The sequence below is a fragment of the Nocardia sp. A7 genome, from assembly GCF_046549215.1.
Classification (GTDB): domain Bacteria; phylum Actinomycetota; class Actinomycetes; order Mycobacteriales; family Mycobacteriaceae; genus Nocardia.
Map to the genome: position 1 here is coordinate 188,866 of NZ_JAJPWE010000004.1, position 15,234 is coordinate 204,099.

The following is a 15,234-nucleotide window of genomic DNA, read 5'->3' on the forward strand; positions in this document are numbered from 1 at the left end:
GAGAGAGGGCGTGCAGGGACCGGAGGAGATGATCCGGTCCCTGCACGGTCGTGAGCGCCGACTTGTGGCGCTGGGCGCGCGGAAGGCGAGTCAGGTCGGTGGGGCGGGGACGGCGGTCCATCCGGAATCGCGGCACGCGTAGTGGCGGTCATCGAGTCCGACGACGTCGCCGACCGAGAGCGACCGGAATCGGTTGGCGTACCAGGCGCGGGTGTGCCGGTAGTCGTCATCGTGCTCGGGGAAGTCGTTGAACGCGGCGAACGCGCGCTCGAGCAGAACCCCGTCGGTATCGGCGCGCACTCGGTAGGTGTAGGCCAGTGTCATCGGTGTGCCGGACCGGTGCCCGGTCAGCATCGCGGTCGGGTCGGTGTTGAGGTAGACCCGCACCTGGATCTGGTTCGGTCCGGACGTGAACAGTGTGTCGCGCAGCAGGCGAAAGGCGCGGCGCGCCCGGGTGGGTAGTCGGTGCACAGCAGAGCTCCTACTCGGTGGGTGAGGTGGTGGACCGGCCCGCCGCGGGCAAGTCGACACCGCGGCGGACCGGCGAACTGGGATGTAAGCGAGGAAGGGTCAGGCCACCGACTTCTTACGGCGGGTAGCGGGGACGAGTCCGAGATCGACGCGGCAGCTGGTGCAGTAGTTGTCGGCGTGCACGACGCCGTTGCGGGCGCAGGCGTCGCAACGGCCGATCCGCTGCCCGGCCCCCAGCGCCGACGTACGGCGCGGGCGTCGAACCGTGGGCGCAGATCGGACAGGGCGGTCGGGCTGGTCGAGATTGAGAGCCATCCAGCGGGTGATCAACCGCCACGTGAGACCGGTGTTCGCAGCAGCCGCCCGGATACGATCCAGCAGCACGCGCGCCTGAGCGGGATAGACGGCGGCGATATGGTCGCACCGGGACTCGACGAAATCGCCCAACCGGAAGTCCGAAGGCAGCGCGGGGATACCGGTGTGGCCGTCAGCGCGGCAGACATCGCAGAGTCCGTCGTCGCTGACCAGTCGCCCGTCGCGGACGTGGACGGGACGGTGGTCGAGCGCGGTGCGGTCAATCCAGCACACCACACACGGCCACCCCAGATACGGGGTCATCGCGACGAGGTCGTAGTCCAATCCCGAGCCCTGCCACGTGGACTCACGAATGTCGAGTTCGCTGTAGGGCACCAAGATTTCGTAGTCGGAGGGAACCTGGATCCCGGTGCGTCGGGCCGCGAACCGGCTCTGGTCGGCGGGGCTGATCCGCGGGGGCAGTTGAGGGCGGCCCCGGCGGGCGCGCGTGCGCCGATTACGAGAGGCTCCTTCGGGCTCGATGTCGTGCTCGCCCAGCAATTCCCGCGCCGCGTCTTCGAGCTCGCTGTGGCGGTCGGCGTGACCGCTGTGGCGCTCGGGGATCGTGGGGGCGAGCAGATGACGGTCGGCCTCGGTGTAGCAGTCGGCCACGTGCAGGAAATAGCTGCGGTCCCACAGCTCGGCCTGCACGTGCGTCCACAGAAGATCGGCGCGCTTGCGCGCGTCCGGCACCGGCGGGGTGCGGTCCTCGTCGCCGACGGGGTCGATCGCGTACAGCCGCTGCGCGGCATAGCTGGCGTACTCGCGCTCCCGCCGCTGGGCTACCCGAAGGTCACGCGCACGGTGGCGCAGACTCAGCACACTGGAAGCGGGCGCGGGGACGCGGGCACGGCGCGCCGCGATCGCCGTCGCGGAATAGCGGGCAGCGTCGGTCTCGGCACTGGGGGTGGCGGTGAGCCGCTCGCGGTGTCGGCGGTCGCGGATGGAACGGCGAACCCATTCGGCGGCCTCGATCGAGGTGTCGGACTGAGCGGGCAGCTCAGGGCGGTACAAGCCGGGATCGCCTTCGGCGGTGTTCTCGACGATCATCGACCGCAACTCCGGGCGGCTCTTGGCCATCCACCCCAACTGGCGGGCAGCGACCTTCCACGGAGACCGGGTCAAGATGTCAGCGGCACGGTCGAGCACCATGCGCTCGGTCGGCGACGCATGGGCCAGCACAGCAGCGAAACGCTCACGGGCGCGGTCGGGATCGACCTCGAGCAAGTACTCGATCTCGCCGAGCGCAATGGCGAAAGGCGACACAGGATCGGTGACGTCGGATGCGACGGTGGTGGTATCGGGTGAGTTCAAGGTAGCGGTCATCGCGAGGTTCCTGTCAGTCGTGGAAACGGCACAGCCCCGCGCCGGACGCGCCAACTCGAGCACGCACCCCGGCACGGGGCTGGGTGGCTGGTCGTCTGACCCGCCTGAGTGCGGCCGACCAGGGTGGGAGCCCGACACGGCGGAGAGAACGCGCCGATACGGCCAGCGCCGAATTCGCGGCGCCAGCCGTCTGCGCTGTAGCAACACGACCGGTGGATGCGAACGGGTCGGCGCGCTGGTCGAATTCGGTGAGGGCCGGGCGCGGGCTCGCAGCCGTGGCGGGCTCACGCCCTGGTAGCACTCGGGAAGGCGGGGCAGACGGCCAGACGCTCAGCCCTTCCCACCGCCCAACCCGACCCCGCTGGTGACAGGGCAAGGTCTCGGCGCGTCCGGTTGCTGCCACTTCAGATCACCGGCGGCCCCGTGAGGCCACGCCCCGGTCGTGGCCGGCGACAGGGTTTCGCGGCCGTTGTGTGAATCAGGGCGGGGTTCTCGACCGACGCCGAGACCGAGCGGGCACTGCTGAGTCGTAGTTCAGTCGGTGGTGTCGATGCCTAGGTCTGAGGCGATCTCGGCTCCGGCATCGGCGATCCTGCGGATCTGATCAGGTCGAATTCCCGCCGACAATGAAATGTCGAACAGCTGCGTGATCGTGTGGTCGGGGTCGGCTTGTAGTGCTGCGTCGATGGCGATCGCGGCGAGAACGGTGTTGTCGCGGTAGTAGGCGCTGTAGCCGAACAGCGTGGCGGCCTGGGCGTGATCGGAGCCGTCGGTCACCGACGCGATCTGTCGCCACAGTGCCTCGGCTTCGCCGTGCCAGCGGGTCGCGGCGAGGCTGTACATGATGTCGCGGATGGTCTGATCGCGCAGGAGCACGACGATCATTGCCAGATCCCGTGCGGTGTGGAGTGTTTCGTCGGCGACGCCGATCTGGGCGAGGATCCATACGGTGGCCTCGCGTCGGTGGTGGATCGCGCAGTCCGTCGTATTGGTCGCGGCGAGGCGATCACGGTATTTGGTCGCGGCGGGGTCGATGAGGGGGCGGACCTGGGTGGCCAGTGCGGGGTTCGGGGCGAGGAAGTCGACGAGTTCGGCACGGGAGCCATGGATCTGGCGGCCCTTGAGGACGTGGTCGAGCGCCACCGTCGACGCGCGAGGGTCGCTCACGCGGCCGACGCGGCCGAGTCTGAGCAGGTCGTGGTACTCCTCATCGGTCGCTATGTTCTCGACCCACCAAGCGTGCCTGGGCTCTAGCCCGGCCTCAAGGAGCGCAAACACGACGTCAACGGCAGTCGTAGCCGCGGCGTCCCGGTCATCGACGGCGATCAGCATCGGCGAGGCAAGGTTCTCGCGCAGGCATATCGTGTCGACGCTGTCGGCCACCTGCCGGGCCAGGTGGCGGGTGGTGGCGTCGTCAATGTCGAATCGGATCACCGCCTGGAACGTTTCCATGCCGGGGGGCAGGGAGTCGGTGCTGAGCAAGGCCACCACCAACGACCGGGTCGGGAAGAACCCGAGCATCGCGGGTATCGCGGCGATCAACTCGCCGGGATTGTCGACGTGCAGGTGTGTGAAGTGCTCAGTCGGGTCGAGGGCGCGCGCATCGAACGCGGGGGAGCCCGCTTCGTCGTTGGCTTCCACCACTGATTCCTTTCTGGCTCGAAGCCAATTCACGTGGGAGTACGACGGCAGGCAGAGGACGAGGTGCGCGTGCCTTGCGGCCGGACACATGGTGAGCGCGTACGAGCTCAGGGCTGCGCTGCGGATTCCAGCGGATCCACCGATTCGATGAATCGCAGCGGCACCAGCACCGGGGCGAGCCCGGCGCAGCCGTGGGTGTCCAGGACAGCGTGGCGGTGACCGACTGCCAGGACGCGGACACGGTGGCGCTGCCCGCCGCGGGTCGTGATCGCCGCTGAAGTCGCGGCGCGGCGCAACTGGTGCAACTCCACCACGATCAACGCCCGCTGACCGTGCCCGCCGGTGACGCCGTCTGCCGGGTCGCCCGGTTCTGCCTCGGTGATGACGGTGAGGCGTCCGGCGATGACTGTGCGCAGGCGACGAATTCCGTCCCACGGGCTGGTCTCACCGGCCAGGGTTTCGAGGCGGTCGAGCAGGTGGTGCAGAAACCGGATCTGGATCGTGGCCGTCTCTGGCGGGTCGTCGGCGCTCATGGCACACCCTTGTCCGGGTCAGGCCACCAACTGGCGGTGCACATCGGTGCTGTGTCCGGTCGCTGCGGTGGTGACGCTTGCGAAACCGGGGTGGCGGGCCGTGCGGTGGCGGGCACGGGCGGCGATCGCCGCGCTGGTGGTGCGCATCGCGTCGGTGGCCGGGCTCGGTTCGGCGTGCAGGCGCAAGTCGTAGCAGTCCTCGCGGACCGGGTGACGCGCCCATTCACCGATCTCGACCTCGATCGGGACCTCGACGACCTCGACGCCGATCACCGGGCGGGCCTGATGTTCGAGCGCATCGGTGTCGGTGGTGGACAGGCGGGCTGCGGCGAGGGCGAGGACTCTGGACAGGGCAGCGTTGGGTGAGTGGGCGTGGCCGCTGTGGAGTAGCCCCAGCCACGCCCAGTCCGCGGGTGCCAGCTCGTCCAGTGCTGCGGCCATCGCGGCGCGTGCTCGCGTGGGCGCGTGCTCGGCGAGTGCGATCAGCGCGGACGCCGCCGCAGCTGACGCGGTGAGTGCGGGAGGTTCGGTAGAGACAGGCTCGCTCATCAGGGGTCTCCTGGGTTCGGTTGAGGCAGCGATGGGTTCACGCCCGAGGGATGGATCCACCGCTGTCGAGATGATGGGTTCGTTCAGTGCTGTTCTTCACGCATCTACGGCTCGCGCCAGATCCGCTGCCAGGTGCGCAGGAACCGATCGCCGGGGCGCAGGGCCGCGACTGCCCCGGCGCGGTCGCTGGTCTCGGCAGAGTTGCCCGTTGGGACGGTGCACGGTGTACCAGCGGGTCGGCTCCCAGTCGCCCTGGTCGCGGACGTAGGTCGAGTTCTCGGGATCGTTCACGCGGTCACCGGCCTTTCGCCATGTTGATTCGGCGTACCGCGACCGGTCTGGCCGGTAATCGGGAAGGCGCACCATCGGAGGGCGAACGTCGCCGACGCAGGGGCCGGGCGGCGGTGAAACCGTTCGGGGGTGCACCCGACCCGAACATCGGATGCACCCCCGCCGATACCGGTGAGTGGCACTGACGCGGACCCCGGAGTTGGCACTAGCGCGGGACCGGTTTCTAGAACGGGGGCTCGTCGCTGAATCCGCCGCCGAACCCTGCACCGGATCCGTTACCGGGTGCGGTAGCCCAAACATCGTCGCCACCGCCGGCCGGGGCACCAACAGCTGCCCCGACAAGTTCTGCGGAACGATCGGTGCTAGTGTTTGCGCTGTTGCGCTTGCCGTTTCGCTTGTTGACCTTGGCAGTCGCATAGCGCAGCGAGGGACCGACCTCGTCGACCTCGAGTTCCACGACGGTGCGTTTCTCGCCTTCTCGGGTCTGGTAGGACCGCTGCTTGAGACGGCCGCTGACGATGACACGTGCTCCCCGGGTCAGCGACTCCGCGGCGTTCTCGGCGGCCTCGCGCCAAAGGCTGCACCGCAGGAACAGCGCCTCGTTGTCCTTCCACTCGTTGGTGTTGCGGTCGAAATATCGCGGGGTCGACGCCACGGTGAAATTCGCGACCGCGGCACCCCCGGGCGTAAATCTCAGCTCTACGTCCGCCGTGATGTTTCCGATGACAGTGATGACGGTGTCTCCGGCCATGACAGTCCTCCTCGAAGTTCGATGATCAACAGGGGCAAATGAATTCGCGGGACCACGCGCGCGCAACCCGCCGCCACAAGCCGTGCGGGTCAACGCGCCGCTAATCGCCGAGCGGGACAAGGGGTTCGGGGTCGGCGGTTTCCTCGAGCGCGGTGAGTACGTCGGTGACCGAGTGCACGGGGCGGGCGTCGCCTTCGCTGATCAGTCGGTCACAGCCCCGCGCGGCTGCGCCGGGGGCACTGGGCACGGCCAGTACCGGGCGGTGCAGCCGCCGTGCCCACCGCGCGGTCGTGAGGGTGCCCGAGCGGGGTCCGGCCTCGGGGATCACCAGCTGTTGCGACATCGCAGCGACCAGTCGATTGCGCGCCAGCAGCCGTGCAGGGTCGATCCCCTCACGTGGCGGGTATTCCGACACGACCGCCCCGGTCTCGGCGACCTCGGAGAAGACTCGTGCGTGCGCGGTGGGATAAACCTGGTCGATCCCGGCCGCGGACACGAGCGTGGTCGGCATGCCGTGGTCGAGCGCGGCCTGATGTGCCAGAACATCGACACCGTAGGCGCCACCGCTGACCATGTGCACACCGCGTGCGGCCAGTGCGCCCGCGATCTCGCCGGTGATGCGGGCACCGCGCGGCGAGACCGCCCGGCTGCCGACGACACCGACGCGGGACAGGACAGAGACCGGGTCGACGGTGCCGCGCACCCAGACCGCCACCGGCGCGTCGAAGGAATTGGCGGGCTGGTCGAGGGCATCGAATCCCAGTCCGGTCCAGGCGGGATCGTCGCGGGTGAGCAACCACGCACCGGCCTGCTCGGCCCGATCGAGATCGCGGGCGGCGATCTCGGCGATCGAGGCTCGCGAACCGGGTCCGGCGGCGAGCGAGCCGAGTTGTTCGGCAGCGTCCTCGATGTCGGTTCCGGTTGATCGGGTGGCCGCGTGCGCGCGGGCCGCGGTGGTGGGGTCGTGGGCGGCGCGGGCCAGGATCGCCCATGCCCGCAGTCGCGTATCGGAAACCGTGGCGATCGTGTGCACGGCAGTTCTCCTCAGAATCGGTGGGATGAGCGGATCTCCTCAAGGCGGGTGACCCCGCGGAAGGTCCGTGCGCGGGATTCGGTGGTGGCAGCACATCACCGGGGTAGAAGGGTGAGGCCGGTGAACCTGTCCAGCGTCCGGTCTTCTCGGCCATGACTTCGCCGACTACCGCGTAGTGGGGATCGGGAGTGGCGCATCGGGTTCTGCGTTCGCCGCGGCGTCGGAGAGGATCGCGCTGACTGGACGGCCTGTGTGCGTCGAGAGCAGGATGGCGTTCACCGTCGCCTCGTTCAATCCGCGTGCCTGGTTGACCTTGTCGCAGTGCGTGCGAGCGGCGTGGAGTGTGGGCCATCGCGCGTCGTCGGTTTGGTAGTAGCCCTGCTCGCCGCCCTTGAGGATCACGACCTCGGCTGTGCCGTCGCTGTGGACAAAGCTCGCGTCTGTATGTAGCGCGATCAGCGGGTGGTCTTCTCGGGGGATCGGCTCTTGTCTCACAGCAGCCACCAGGTGTTCGCCTGCAAGTCGGGACCGTCCGCTGCGAGGTACGCGCGCAGCGCTACATAGCGTTTGGGGTCGACGTAGCGATCGGGCAGGATCGCCCGCCATTCCTCGAGGGTCGGCAGACTCATTTTCGTCATGTCATGGACCAACTCGGCGAACGCGGCCCACGCGGTGGGGGATCGGAGTTCGAGTTTGCCCATCAAGTACGCGATCCGGGCCCGTTCGGGGCCGGTCAGGTGCGGCCAGATCCCGGTGTTGTAGAAGCTCACCCACCGATGTGGGTCGCCCAACGAGAACCCGGCAGTGTCGACGTGGCCGTTGTCGTACTCAACAACCCACATATCCACCGTCGTGTACACGCCCGCATGTGGTTTGTTCCACCGTCCGGTCTTCGGGTTCAGAGTCTGGCGAACTCCGCGTGTCAAACCGGCCTTCGGTCCCTTCGTGGAGCGTTCGACCCAGTACCGAATCTGGGTGCGACTATCCCCGTGGGGGTAGTCCTCGACCACTTTCGCAGTCTCGGCGCTGTCGTGGCCGCGCAAAACCGCAACGACCTTCGCTCGTTCCTCGTAGGTGCTCACTGATTCCTCCGAACTGATTGTGAGAGAGGGCTTTAGGCGTCCCCGCTGATCGCCCGAGCTATCGGGCTCGGATCGGTGGGAGTAGCGCCGAATGGCTCAGGTGTTCAGCCGCGCCGACGGTCAGACCGGTGCAACGAGCTGACTGCGGTCACGTCGCCTCGACGACGACGAACGCGACGTCGGCGTAGTCGCCTCGCATCGCCGACTGCACCGCCTCCTCGAGTGCTTGATCGGCGCGGTAGGCGAATGCCGGTGCCGGCACGTGGAATACGACGAACCCGTCGTCGCCGTTCTGCGGCAGACCCAGGACAGTGCGTCCGGACATGATGACCACTCCTTGCACGGTCTGGCCCGCGGTGACCGTGACGTCGGCGGGCCTGCACAACGGCACCCCGCACAGTCCCCAATCCACGGGAACCGTGCGCTTGCTGTTGCTCCACCGGTAGGTGTCGGCGATCTGTTCTTCTGTCAGGACCTGGTGCTCACGTGCCCAACGGATCAACGAATCCCACCGATCACGATCGCCGGTGAGGATTGCGTGATCGGTCGCCGACAACGCCCAGAGGGTCGCTCCCAGAAGGTTTTCCGTGGGAGCGGCGGTCAGGTCGAACATCGTCACCCCTGCCCGAGCGCGACGCGCGGCACCGCGGTCCCGGCAACGGTGTGCACGATCGTGAAGGTCGCGCGCGTGCCTGACTCGAACAAGCCCCGGTGGATCTCGCGCCCCCACCGGTCCGTGCTCGACGTGGTCAGCCGAATGCCGAACTCGGCGGCCATCTTCTCCAGATCGGCGCGGGTGCCGCCGTCACGACTGAAGCGGGCACCGCCGAAGCTCAACTGGATCTCGGTGGTGCTGTTGTCGACTAGCCACCGCTGCCAGCGCTCCTTGCGCACCTCCAGTTCTCGGATCATGTCGGTGCACTTGGACACCGACGGGAACAGCACGTGATAGCTATCAGCTCGCGCGCCCCGGCGTAGGCGCTCTATCCGGACCCGCTTGCGGTACACCCGCGCTTGCGCCACGGCCAGGTCGACCAGCTCGGTGGTGTTGGCCGCGGTCACCAACGGGACGTAGTCGTCGCGCCCCGGTCCGCTCTGCTCGATGCTCACCGCCAGGTCGTGTGAGCTGGCGGTGACGGTGAATCGCCAATCCGCGTCGTGGTCCTTGCGGGTGCGGCGCAGCTCATCGTTGCGCTCGAGCAACATTCGGCCGCCGAGACTGCCGCACTCCAGGTGGGCGTAGGCGACCTCTCGGTACGCCTCCCACGCGTCCACCGTCAGCCGCGCTCCGGAGGTGACCGTGTCCACCGCGAACTCGGCGAGATAGTCCACGTCGAGGCGGCCGTTGACGTTGTGTTTGTAGTAGGACGCTGTCTCGCCGTACAGGCCGAAGAAGAACACACCAGGATTGCTCACCAGGACTCCATTTCGTGCGGGCATAAAAAACCCCGGCCACGAGCAGTGACCGGGGGAGGCTTCTGCAATTGCGATCTCGGATGCAGTACGGCGTCACCGATCGGTGAAGACGGTTTCGCCGCACTTAGTGGGGATGAGCTGATGCGGCAGGGCGCGGGGTGACCGCGACCTGCTCGAGCACGGGATTCGAATGCGGCGAGGCATCACTGGGGCGGGAGCGTCCGGTCGGTGAGTACATGCAGGGCTTGGCGCCAGTCGGCGAAGCGGGCGTGTAGGTGTTCGTCGGGGATCAGGTGCCCGCAGTCACCTGCGGCATAGGCCCACCCGCCGCAATCGCGGGTAACCGCGGCCAGACACAGCTCGCCGGCCCAGACCCGGATCTCGGTCGCCTCGGTATCGCCGCCCGGATGCGCGGTGAGATCTTCGTCGCCGCGACAGAACTGCAGACGCAGACCCTCCTCGGTTACGGATACGACGGGTACCGGTGATGGCGAGACCTGCTGGGCGGTGGACGGATTCGGGGTGGAATCGAGCATGTGGGTCCTTCGGGCTCGGGCGGTCGAGGGCAGCGGTGCACGAGGTCAATCACCACACGCGGGCGGGAGGACGGGCACTGGCCGGTGACGCGGGTGGGCGTCGGATGTCGCGATGTCCACTGGGTTGGTGTCGCGGAGTTCGACGTGGGTGGCGTTGGGCTCGACGGTGATGACGAGCCACGCGGCCGTGTCGCGCAGGAAGTCGATCAGCGGTGCCGCGCCCTCACCGAGTGGCGTGGTCAGCGGGAAGTATTCGACGAAGTCGTCGCCCAGCGGCGGGCCGTGGTTCCAATGAGTGCCGTTGCCGTGGCCGTGGGCGTAGACGACATGCATCTTGTTGTCCGGGGGATCGGCAGCGGTGCGGGGTTGGCTGGGCAGCCCGTTGCTGAGCAGGTAGATGCCGTTGTCCTTGACCCAGATCAGAGACGGTGTCCTGGTGGTGGATTCGCAGTAGGGGTCGGGGCGGTGGTCGGGGGCGGTGATGGCGTGCTCGGCGAGCTCGAGCACGTCAGCGTGGCGGAACCACAGATGGGCCGAGGTCATCGTGGTGAGGTGTCCTTCCCGGTGGTGGTCGGTGGTGCGGCGCAGTGCTGGACCAGGTAGCGCCAGACGCGGGCGCGGCTGCGAGTGGCCGGGGTGAGCGGTGTGAGAAGTCGCGGGTCCAGGCCGCGGTAGTAGTAGCTGCCCTCGTTTTCGTGGCGGTGGGCCAGTTCGACCCGGACCCGGTCGGTGTCGGATCTGCGGGCGAGGCGGTAGAGCAGTTGGTGGGCGGTGATTTCGCCGGTGGCGTCGGCGACGGCAGCGGTTAACACCCTGTCCCAGCTCGTTGGGACCCCGGTCGCGATCGTGTCGGCAGCTGGGGTGTGGTCGTGGTGGAGCAACCGGTGGCCCTCGGGCAGGTGCTCGCGTAGATACGTCAATGCCACCGTGTCGAGATCGGTGCCGGTGGGCACGGTGACCGCGACCGCGCGCGGCCCGGTGAGCCGATAGCGGGAGGCGAGCCGGTCCTCGGGATCGACCCCGTCGAGCCACTGCGTGTGTCCGCGACCCATCACGTATTCGCCGCCGGGCGGGTCGTCGAAGACGTCGATCAACTCGGCGCGGCAGGCTGGGCTGCTCGGTTCGGCGAGGGTGGCGTCGCGGAATTCGCGCCAGTCGTCCCATTCCCAGCCGTGTCCGGCGTCGATGTCCACCGACTGGCAGTCCACCGCGACGCCGTCGACATACACCGACACCGAGGTCTGTGAGGACGGGTCCCGAATGACCACGACTTCGACAGTCGGATCCGGCATGAGTGGTCTCCTTCGCAGTGGTGGCGGTCATCGCCGCAGGTAGCGGGGACGATTGCGGGAATAGGACAGGCCGTTGGCGATGGTGCGGTCTGCTTCTCGGGTGGTGAAGCCTTCGACGCCGACATGCACGGCCGCGGCATCGGAAAGCACGGCGTGGGCGTCGTGTTCGGTGATCTCGTCGGCGGCGACGAGCCGTCCGAGGACGAGCGCGGAACGAAACAGCGTGTCGTTGCGCAGATGGACTCGCGCGGTGGTGACGCGACGCGCTTCTCCGGCGAGGATGGCCGCGAGGTAGGCATCGGGATGGGTCGCGGTAGCGGGCAATCGCGACGCTGGCGCGGGTGGTGGCGGGGTAAGCAGGACGGCGAGCTCGGTGGGGAGGTCGGCGACGGGGTGGTCGGCGGCGACGGTGTAGTCACCGTGGCGGGTGCGGGATCCGGGGGCGATGACGTAGCCGCCGTGGCCTCGGGTGTCGATTCCGTCGCCGAGGCGGCCGATAGTGCACGGCAACCGCGGTGTGTGCGGGGCCCGGTAGTAGAGGTGCCAGCCGTGCGGGGTTGTCACCGTCCATGTCACCGGGACCGGATCGGGGAGGCGGGTGAGGGCGTCGGTGAATCCGTGGGCGGGCGGGCTCATGTGGCGGGGGTCGAGGTCGATCACGCACAACCCGGCCGGGCCTGTCGCGATCGCGATGTTGCGGGCCGGGTCCTGGTTCCACCACCGGTGGATGCGGGTGGGGTCGGTGCTGGCATGTTCGGGCCAGCGTTTGAACACCGGTGGCTTCTTCGCGCCGGGTCGGACCGGGAACACCGGCCACCCGCGCGCCGCGATCTCGAGAGCCACCGTCCGCAGATCCGGGCTCACCCCGCAGTCGTCGAGGTGTCGCGCCGTGGTGGTGCTCACCAGCGTGGCCCGAGGCCGCGGGCGGTCCGCAGGATCCACACCGTAGTGGTGTGTAGTTCGCGGATGCGGGCACGGACCTGTTCGAGGGTGGCGGGCAGGTCGTGGTCGGTGGGTAGGCGGGGGTAGTCGGTGTGGTCGGCGCGCAGCACCAGGTGCCACGACAAGCTCATCTGGTCGAACACACGCACGGTGGCACCGAAACCGCCTTCGCTATCGACGGTGACGGTGATGTCGGCGGGCTGATTGTCGACCAGGCACAGGCTGCGAGCGCGATAGCCGGTGTCGGTGCGGGCCAGGGTATCGATGGTGGGTTCGTCAGGGGTGCGCACAACTGACTCCTTCGAGGAATGTTGCGGGGGTCGGAACCTGGTCCCGGTGCGCCCGAGGGGAGTTCGGGCGCACCGGGAGCCGCAGGGCAGGGCGGTCAGGCCGCTGCGGGCAGGTCCTGCTCGTCGGCGTCGGATTCGGTGGAGGCGGCGCTCGGGTCGGCGGGTTCGCCGGTGGCGGTGGGGTTGTCGATGTCGATATCGATGGCTTTGATCTCGCCGAGGGCGGCGAGTTCGACGGGGACGAGGGGGTAGCCGAGTTCGCGCAGGAAGTTCAGGTAGCGACGGACCGCGGATTCGCTGTAGCGCCACAGGTCCTTGTCGGCGCGGTGTTCGTAGCCACCCAGCACCAGCGCCAGCGCGATGACCTGGGCGCGGGCGGGTTTGGTGGTGTCGAGGGTGGCGAGGATGTCGAGGCGGGAGCGGTAGCCCTCGATTCCCAGTAGCTTCAGCGCGGAGTCGAAGGCGTGGTACTCGCCGGTCAGGCCCGGATCGGCCAGCAAGGACCGGGTCAGGAACATCGCGGCCTGCGCGGGCGGGGTGCGTCGGGTCAGCAGCCGGGTCACGTACTCGATGCGGGTTGCCTTGGCGGCCACACCGAGCTTGTTGAGCTCACGTATCCGCCGCCGCTCGGCCCGCTCGATCTCGGCTCTCTGGGCCGCTGCTTCGGAGGCTGCTTCTGCGGCGGCGCGCCGATCCGCCGCAGCCTTCTCCGGGTCGACCTGACCGAAACGGCTGCCGTGCTCGCCGGGCTCGTCGTCCTCACCGGCGTCTACGACATCACTGGTGGCGGTTTCGTCCTCGGTGTCGACACGTTCGCACAGCCCGACGGTGTCGAGGTGTTCGCGGGGCAGGAAGTACTCGGGCAATACCTGGTCGCGCTGTTCGACCTCGCGGGCGTGGCGCAACCCTTCTGCGGGCGATGCTTCGGGCTGGTCGCGGGTGTCCCAGTCCACGGTGTCGGGGTCGATGATATGGCCGGTGTCGATCTCGACCCACACCTGGTTCTCGTCGAGGTCGAGCCACACCAGCCACGGCCCCGGATTCGCGGCGATGTGCGCGAATTCGAGAGCGTTGCCTTCGGCGTCGACGATCTCGGCCGCACACAGCAACTCGCCGTGATCGGGGTGATCGAGGTCGGGGTAGTCGGTGAGGACACCGAGTCCGGCCTCGGCGTAGGGCAGGGCGTCGGCGAGGTAGGTACGTCGTTCGTCGCGGTCGGCGGCGATGCGGTGGGCCTCGAAGTCGAACTGAGCGGGGCGGGCGTTGAGCAGCCGGGTGACCGCGTCGGTGTCGCCGAGGTGCTCGTAGTCGGCGATGAGCGCGGCATGGGCCAGGTCGTACTGATCGTCGTCGTCGATGAGCCTGCGCGCGGTCGCGGAGGCGCCGACCTTGCCGACGAGTTTGACCTCGTCGCGTTTGGTCTGCAACGCCTTGGCCACGCGGGTGACCGAGGCACCGAGGTCGAGGGCCTGGGTGATCCCGGCGGCACGGTCGCTGTTGGTGAGCGGGATCCGGCGGTCGTTGAGGGTGATCTGCTCGAAGACTCGCTCGATCGCGGCCTCGTTGGTGTCCACGCTCGGGTCGAAGTCGCGGATGTAGACCGGGACCTCAGCCAGCCCGTGGGCGAGCGCGGTCAGGGTGCGAATCTGTCCGTCGCGCACGACAAGGCGTTGGTCGGGCATCCGGATCACCAGGATCGGGTTCCGCACGCCGTGTTCGCGGATGGAGTCGGTGACCTCGGGGTGGTCGTCGAGACTGAAGGTCTTGCGCACGTTCTCGTCGATCTCGAGATCGGCGGGATTCACGGTCGGCCCCGTGCACAACCTCTCGAGGGAGCCGATTTCCTCGGCACTGTCGGCGGCGGCGTCGGGCTCGCCGGGGTTCGAGCCGCCGTAGTCGGTGTCGGGGTAGGTGGTGTCTGGACCGGGCCACGTGTCGAGGGCGGTGGCTTGCTCGACGATTTCGGGGTCGGTGGTGGTCGTGTCGGTGTCGGTGGGCATCGAGATGGGCTCCTATCGTGAAAGAGGCAGGGACCGGCCAGCCTTGGACTGGTGGGTCCCTGCCTCGGGGGAGGGGACTTCGATGGATAGAGTCGGGTGAGAGTGGCTACCCGGAGGTGGGGTCGGCGCCCGGTCGTGGGGATTGGCCTTCGATGACGATCTCGAGGTCCTCGCGAGCGATAGCGATCTCGGTGTGTCTGCCGCCGTGTTTGTGGTGTACGTCGCGATAGCAGGCACGGCACACGACACCGGAGATCGAATCGCCGCTGCCTTTGCCGGTGGCGTGACAGCACGGGGTGAGCACTGCGGTGTGGTCGGGGCCGAACCTGATGACCACGCAGCCTTCGGCGTCGAGGCCCACGATGTCCTCGACGGCGTCGAAGTCTGCGGGCAGCACCAGTTTTCGGTTCTGTGTCGTCACGGGTGCAGGCGTCCTTTCCTGGTGTCGTGGGTCGGCGGCACCGGTGGTGGTGCTCGCCGGGGTGGTGCTACGTCTTGGTGCGGGGGGCGACGTTGATCGGGCGCAGGTGCCGGGCGCCGTGGGGGGCTTCGGGTTCGGTGTAGCCCCAGTGCTTGGCTTTCCAGTCCGGGAACTGCGCGCGCCAGCCGGTCACAGTCGTCTCGCCCAGGGCGGTCGCCGCGCCGGCGGCGCCGAGGTGCTCGGCGGCGTCGAACTCGGCACGGGTCAGGGTCAGGGTGGTGGTGTCGGTCATGAGGCACAAACTCC

The 15,234-nt window shown here is 68.3% G+C and carries 19 protein-coding genes; all 19 read right to left on the reverse strand.

Features of this window, described 5'->3' with window-relative positions; translation table 11 throughout:
- Positions 1-90: 90 nt before the first annotated feature.
- Positions 91-471: a hypothetical protein gene (locus ACLJPD_RS22765; RefSeq protein WP_410874736.1), complete on the reverse strand. Its 381-nt coding sequence runs from the start codon at positions 469-471 to the stop codon at positions 91-93.
- 99 nt (positions 472-570) lie between these two features.
- Positions 571-2,151, reverse strand: coding sequence for a hypothetical protein (locus ACLJPD_RS22770; protein ID WP_410874738.1), 1,581 nt, complete (start codon positions 2,149-2,151; stop codon positions 571-573).
- A 534-nt stretch (positions 2,152-2,685) separates the two neighbouring features.
- Positions 2,686-3,792, reverse strand: a complete 1,107-nt coding sequence (locus ACLJPD_RS22775; protein WP_410874740.1) for a DUF4192 domain-containing protein — start codon at positions 3,790-3,792, stop codon at positions 2,686-2,688.
- A gap of 107 nt (positions 3,793-3,899) precedes the next feature.
- Positions 3,900-4,325: a hypothetical protein gene (locus ACLJPD_RS22780; protein WP_410874741.1), complete on the reverse strand. Its 426-nt coding sequence runs from the start codon at positions 4,323-4,325 to the stop codon at positions 3,900-3,902.
- Positions 4,326-4,343: 18 nt separating this feature from the next.
- Entirely contained in the window at positions 4,344-4,874 is a 531-nt protein-coding gene (locus ACLJPD_RS22785; RefSeq protein ID WP_410874743.1) for a hypothetical protein, read from the reverse strand.
- A gap of 514 nt (positions 4,875-5,388) precedes the next feature.
- The gene (locus ACLJPD_RS22790) at positions 5,389-5,916 is read right to left on the reverse strand and encodes a single-stranded DNA-binding protein (RefSeq protein WP_410874744.1); all 528 of its coding nucleotides are present in this window, start codon (positions 5,914-5,916) and stop codon (positions 5,389-5,391) included.
- Between the two features lie 100 nt (positions 5,917-6,016).
- Positions 6,017-6,949, reverse strand: a complete 933-nt coding sequence (locus tag ACLJPD_RS22795; RefSeq protein ID WP_410874745.1) for a DNA-processing protein DprA — start codon at positions 6,947-6,949, stop codon at positions 6,017-6,019.
- 165 nt (positions 6,950-7,114) lie between these two features.
- The gene (locus ACLJPD_RS22800) at positions 7,115-7,444 is read right to left on the reverse strand and encodes a hypothetical protein (protein WP_410874746.1); all 330 of its coding nucleotides are present in this window, start codon (positions 7,442-7,444) and stop codon (positions 7,115-7,117) included.
- Positions 7,441-7,791 (reverse strand): hypothetical protein, encoded by a 351-nt coding sequence (locus tag ACLJPD_RS22805; RefSeq protein ID WP_410874747.1) that lies wholly within the window; start codon positions 7,789-7,791, stop codon positions 7,441-7,443. Before ACLJPD_RS22805 ends, ACLJPD_RS22800 begins: the two co-directional genes overlap by 4 nt.
- A gap of 388 nt (positions 7,792-8,179) precedes the next feature.
- On the reverse strand, positions 8,180-8,644 hold the full coding sequence (locus ACLJPD_RS22810) for a hypothetical protein (protein WP_410874748.1): 465 nt from the start codon (positions 8,642-8,644) through the stop codon (positions 8,180-8,182).
- 2 nt (positions 8,645-8,646) lie between these two features.
- On the reverse strand, positions 8,647-9,447 hold the full coding sequence (locus ACLJPD_RS22815) for a hypothetical protein (protein WP_410874750.1): 801 nt from the start codon (positions 9,445-9,447) through the stop codon (positions 8,647-8,649).
- 203 nt (positions 9,448-9,650) lie between these two features.
- The gene (locus ACLJPD_RS22820; protein WP_410874751.1) at positions 9,651-9,983 is read right to left on the reverse strand and encodes a hypothetical protein; all 333 of its coding nucleotides are present in this window, start codon (positions 9,981-9,983) and stop codon (positions 9,651-9,653) included.
- Between the two features lie 45 nt (positions 9,984-10,028).
- Positions 10,029-10,526, reverse strand: a complete 498-nt coding sequence (locus ACLJPD_RS22825) for a hypothetical protein (RefSeq protein ID WP_410874753.1) — start codon at positions 10,524-10,526, stop codon at positions 10,029-10,031.
- Positions 10,523-11,275 (reverse strand): hypothetical protein, encoded by a 753-nt coding sequence (locus ACLJPD_RS22830; RefSeq protein WP_410874754.1) that lies wholly within the window; start codon positions 11,273-11,275, stop codon positions 10,523-10,525. The genes ACLJPD_RS22825 and ACLJPD_RS22830 overlap by 4 nt, the downstream gene beginning before the upstream one ends.
- 27 nt (positions 11,276-11,302) lie before the next feature.
- Positions 11,303-12,178 (reverse strand): bifunctional DNA primase/polymerase, encoded by an 876-nt coding sequence (locus ACLJPD_RS22835; RefSeq protein WP_410874755.1) that lies wholly within the window; start codon positions 12,176-12,178, stop codon positions 11,303-11,305.
- Positions 12,175-12,507: a hypothetical protein gene (locus ACLJPD_RS22840; protein ID WP_410874756.1), complete on the reverse strand. Its 333-nt coding sequence runs from the start codon at positions 12,505-12,507 to the stop codon at positions 12,175-12,177. Before ACLJPD_RS22840 ends, ACLJPD_RS22835 begins: the two co-directional genes overlap by 4 nt.
- A gap of 95 nt (positions 12,508-12,602) precedes the next feature.
- Positions 12,603-14,507: a ParB/RepB/Spo0J family partition protein gene (locus ACLJPD_RS22845; protein ID WP_410874758.1), complete on the reverse strand. Its 1,905-nt coding sequence runs from the start codon at positions 14,505-14,507 to the stop codon at positions 12,603-12,605.
- A 106-nt stretch (positions 14,508-14,613) separates the two neighbouring features.
- Entirely contained in the window at positions 14,614-14,928 is a 315-nt protein-coding gene (locus ACLJPD_RS22850; protein ID WP_410874759.1) for a hypothetical protein, read from the reverse strand.
- Between the two features lie 67 nt (positions 14,929-14,995).
- Positions 14,996-15,220 (reverse strand): hypothetical protein, encoded by a 225-nt coding sequence (locus tag ACLJPD_RS22855; RefSeq protein WP_410874760.1) that lies wholly within the window; start codon positions 15,218-15,220, stop codon positions 14,996-14,998.
- Between the last annotated feature and the right edge of the window lie 14 nt (positions 15,221-15,234).

Coding starts and splice junctions, on each gene's coding strand:
- ACLJPD_RS22770 (WP_410874738.1), bottom strand. CDS start 2,151: ATGACCGCTACCTTGAACTCACCCGATACCACCACCGTCGCATCCGAC.
- ACLJPD_RS22785 (WP_410874743.1), bottom strand. CDS start 4,874: ATGAGCGAGCCTGTCTCTACCGAACCTCCCGCACTCACCGCGTCAGCT.
- ACLJPD_RS22830 (WP_410874754.1), bottom strand. CDS start 11,275: ATGCCGGATCCGACTGTCGAAGTCGTGGTCATTCGGGACCCGTCCTCA.
- ACLJPD_RS22845 (WP_410874758.1), bottom strand. CDS start 14,507: ATGCCCACCGACACCGACACGACCACCACCGACCCCGAAATCGTCGAG.
- ACLJPD_RS22810 (WP_410874748.1), bottom strand. CDS start 8,644: ATGTTCGACCTGACCGCCGCTCCCACGGAAAACCTTCTGGGAGCGACC.
- ACLJPD_RS22855 (WP_410874760.1), bottom strand. CDS start 15,220: ATGACCGACACCACCACCCTGACCCTGACCCGTGCCGAGTTCGACGCC.
- ACLJPD_RS22820 (WP_410874751.1), bottom strand. CDS start 9,983: ATGCTCGATTCCACCCCGAATCCGTCCACCGCCCAGCAGGTCTCGCCA.
- ACLJPD_RS22825 (WP_410874753.1), bottom strand. CDS start 10,526: ATGACCTCGGCCCATCTGTGGTTCCGCCACGCTGACGTGCTCGAGCTC.
- ACLJPD_RS22780 (WP_410874741.1), bottom strand. CDS start 4,325: ATGAGCGCCGACGACCCGCCAGAGACGGCCACGATCCAGATCCGGTTT.
- ACLJPD_RS22805 (WP_410874747.1), bottom strand. CDS start 7,791: ATGTGGGTTGTTGAGTACGACAACGGCCACGTCGACACTGCCGGGTTC.
- ACLJPD_RS22790 (WP_410874744.1), bottom strand. CDS start 5,916: ATGGCCGGAGACACCGTCATCACTGTCATCGGAAACATCACGGCGGAC.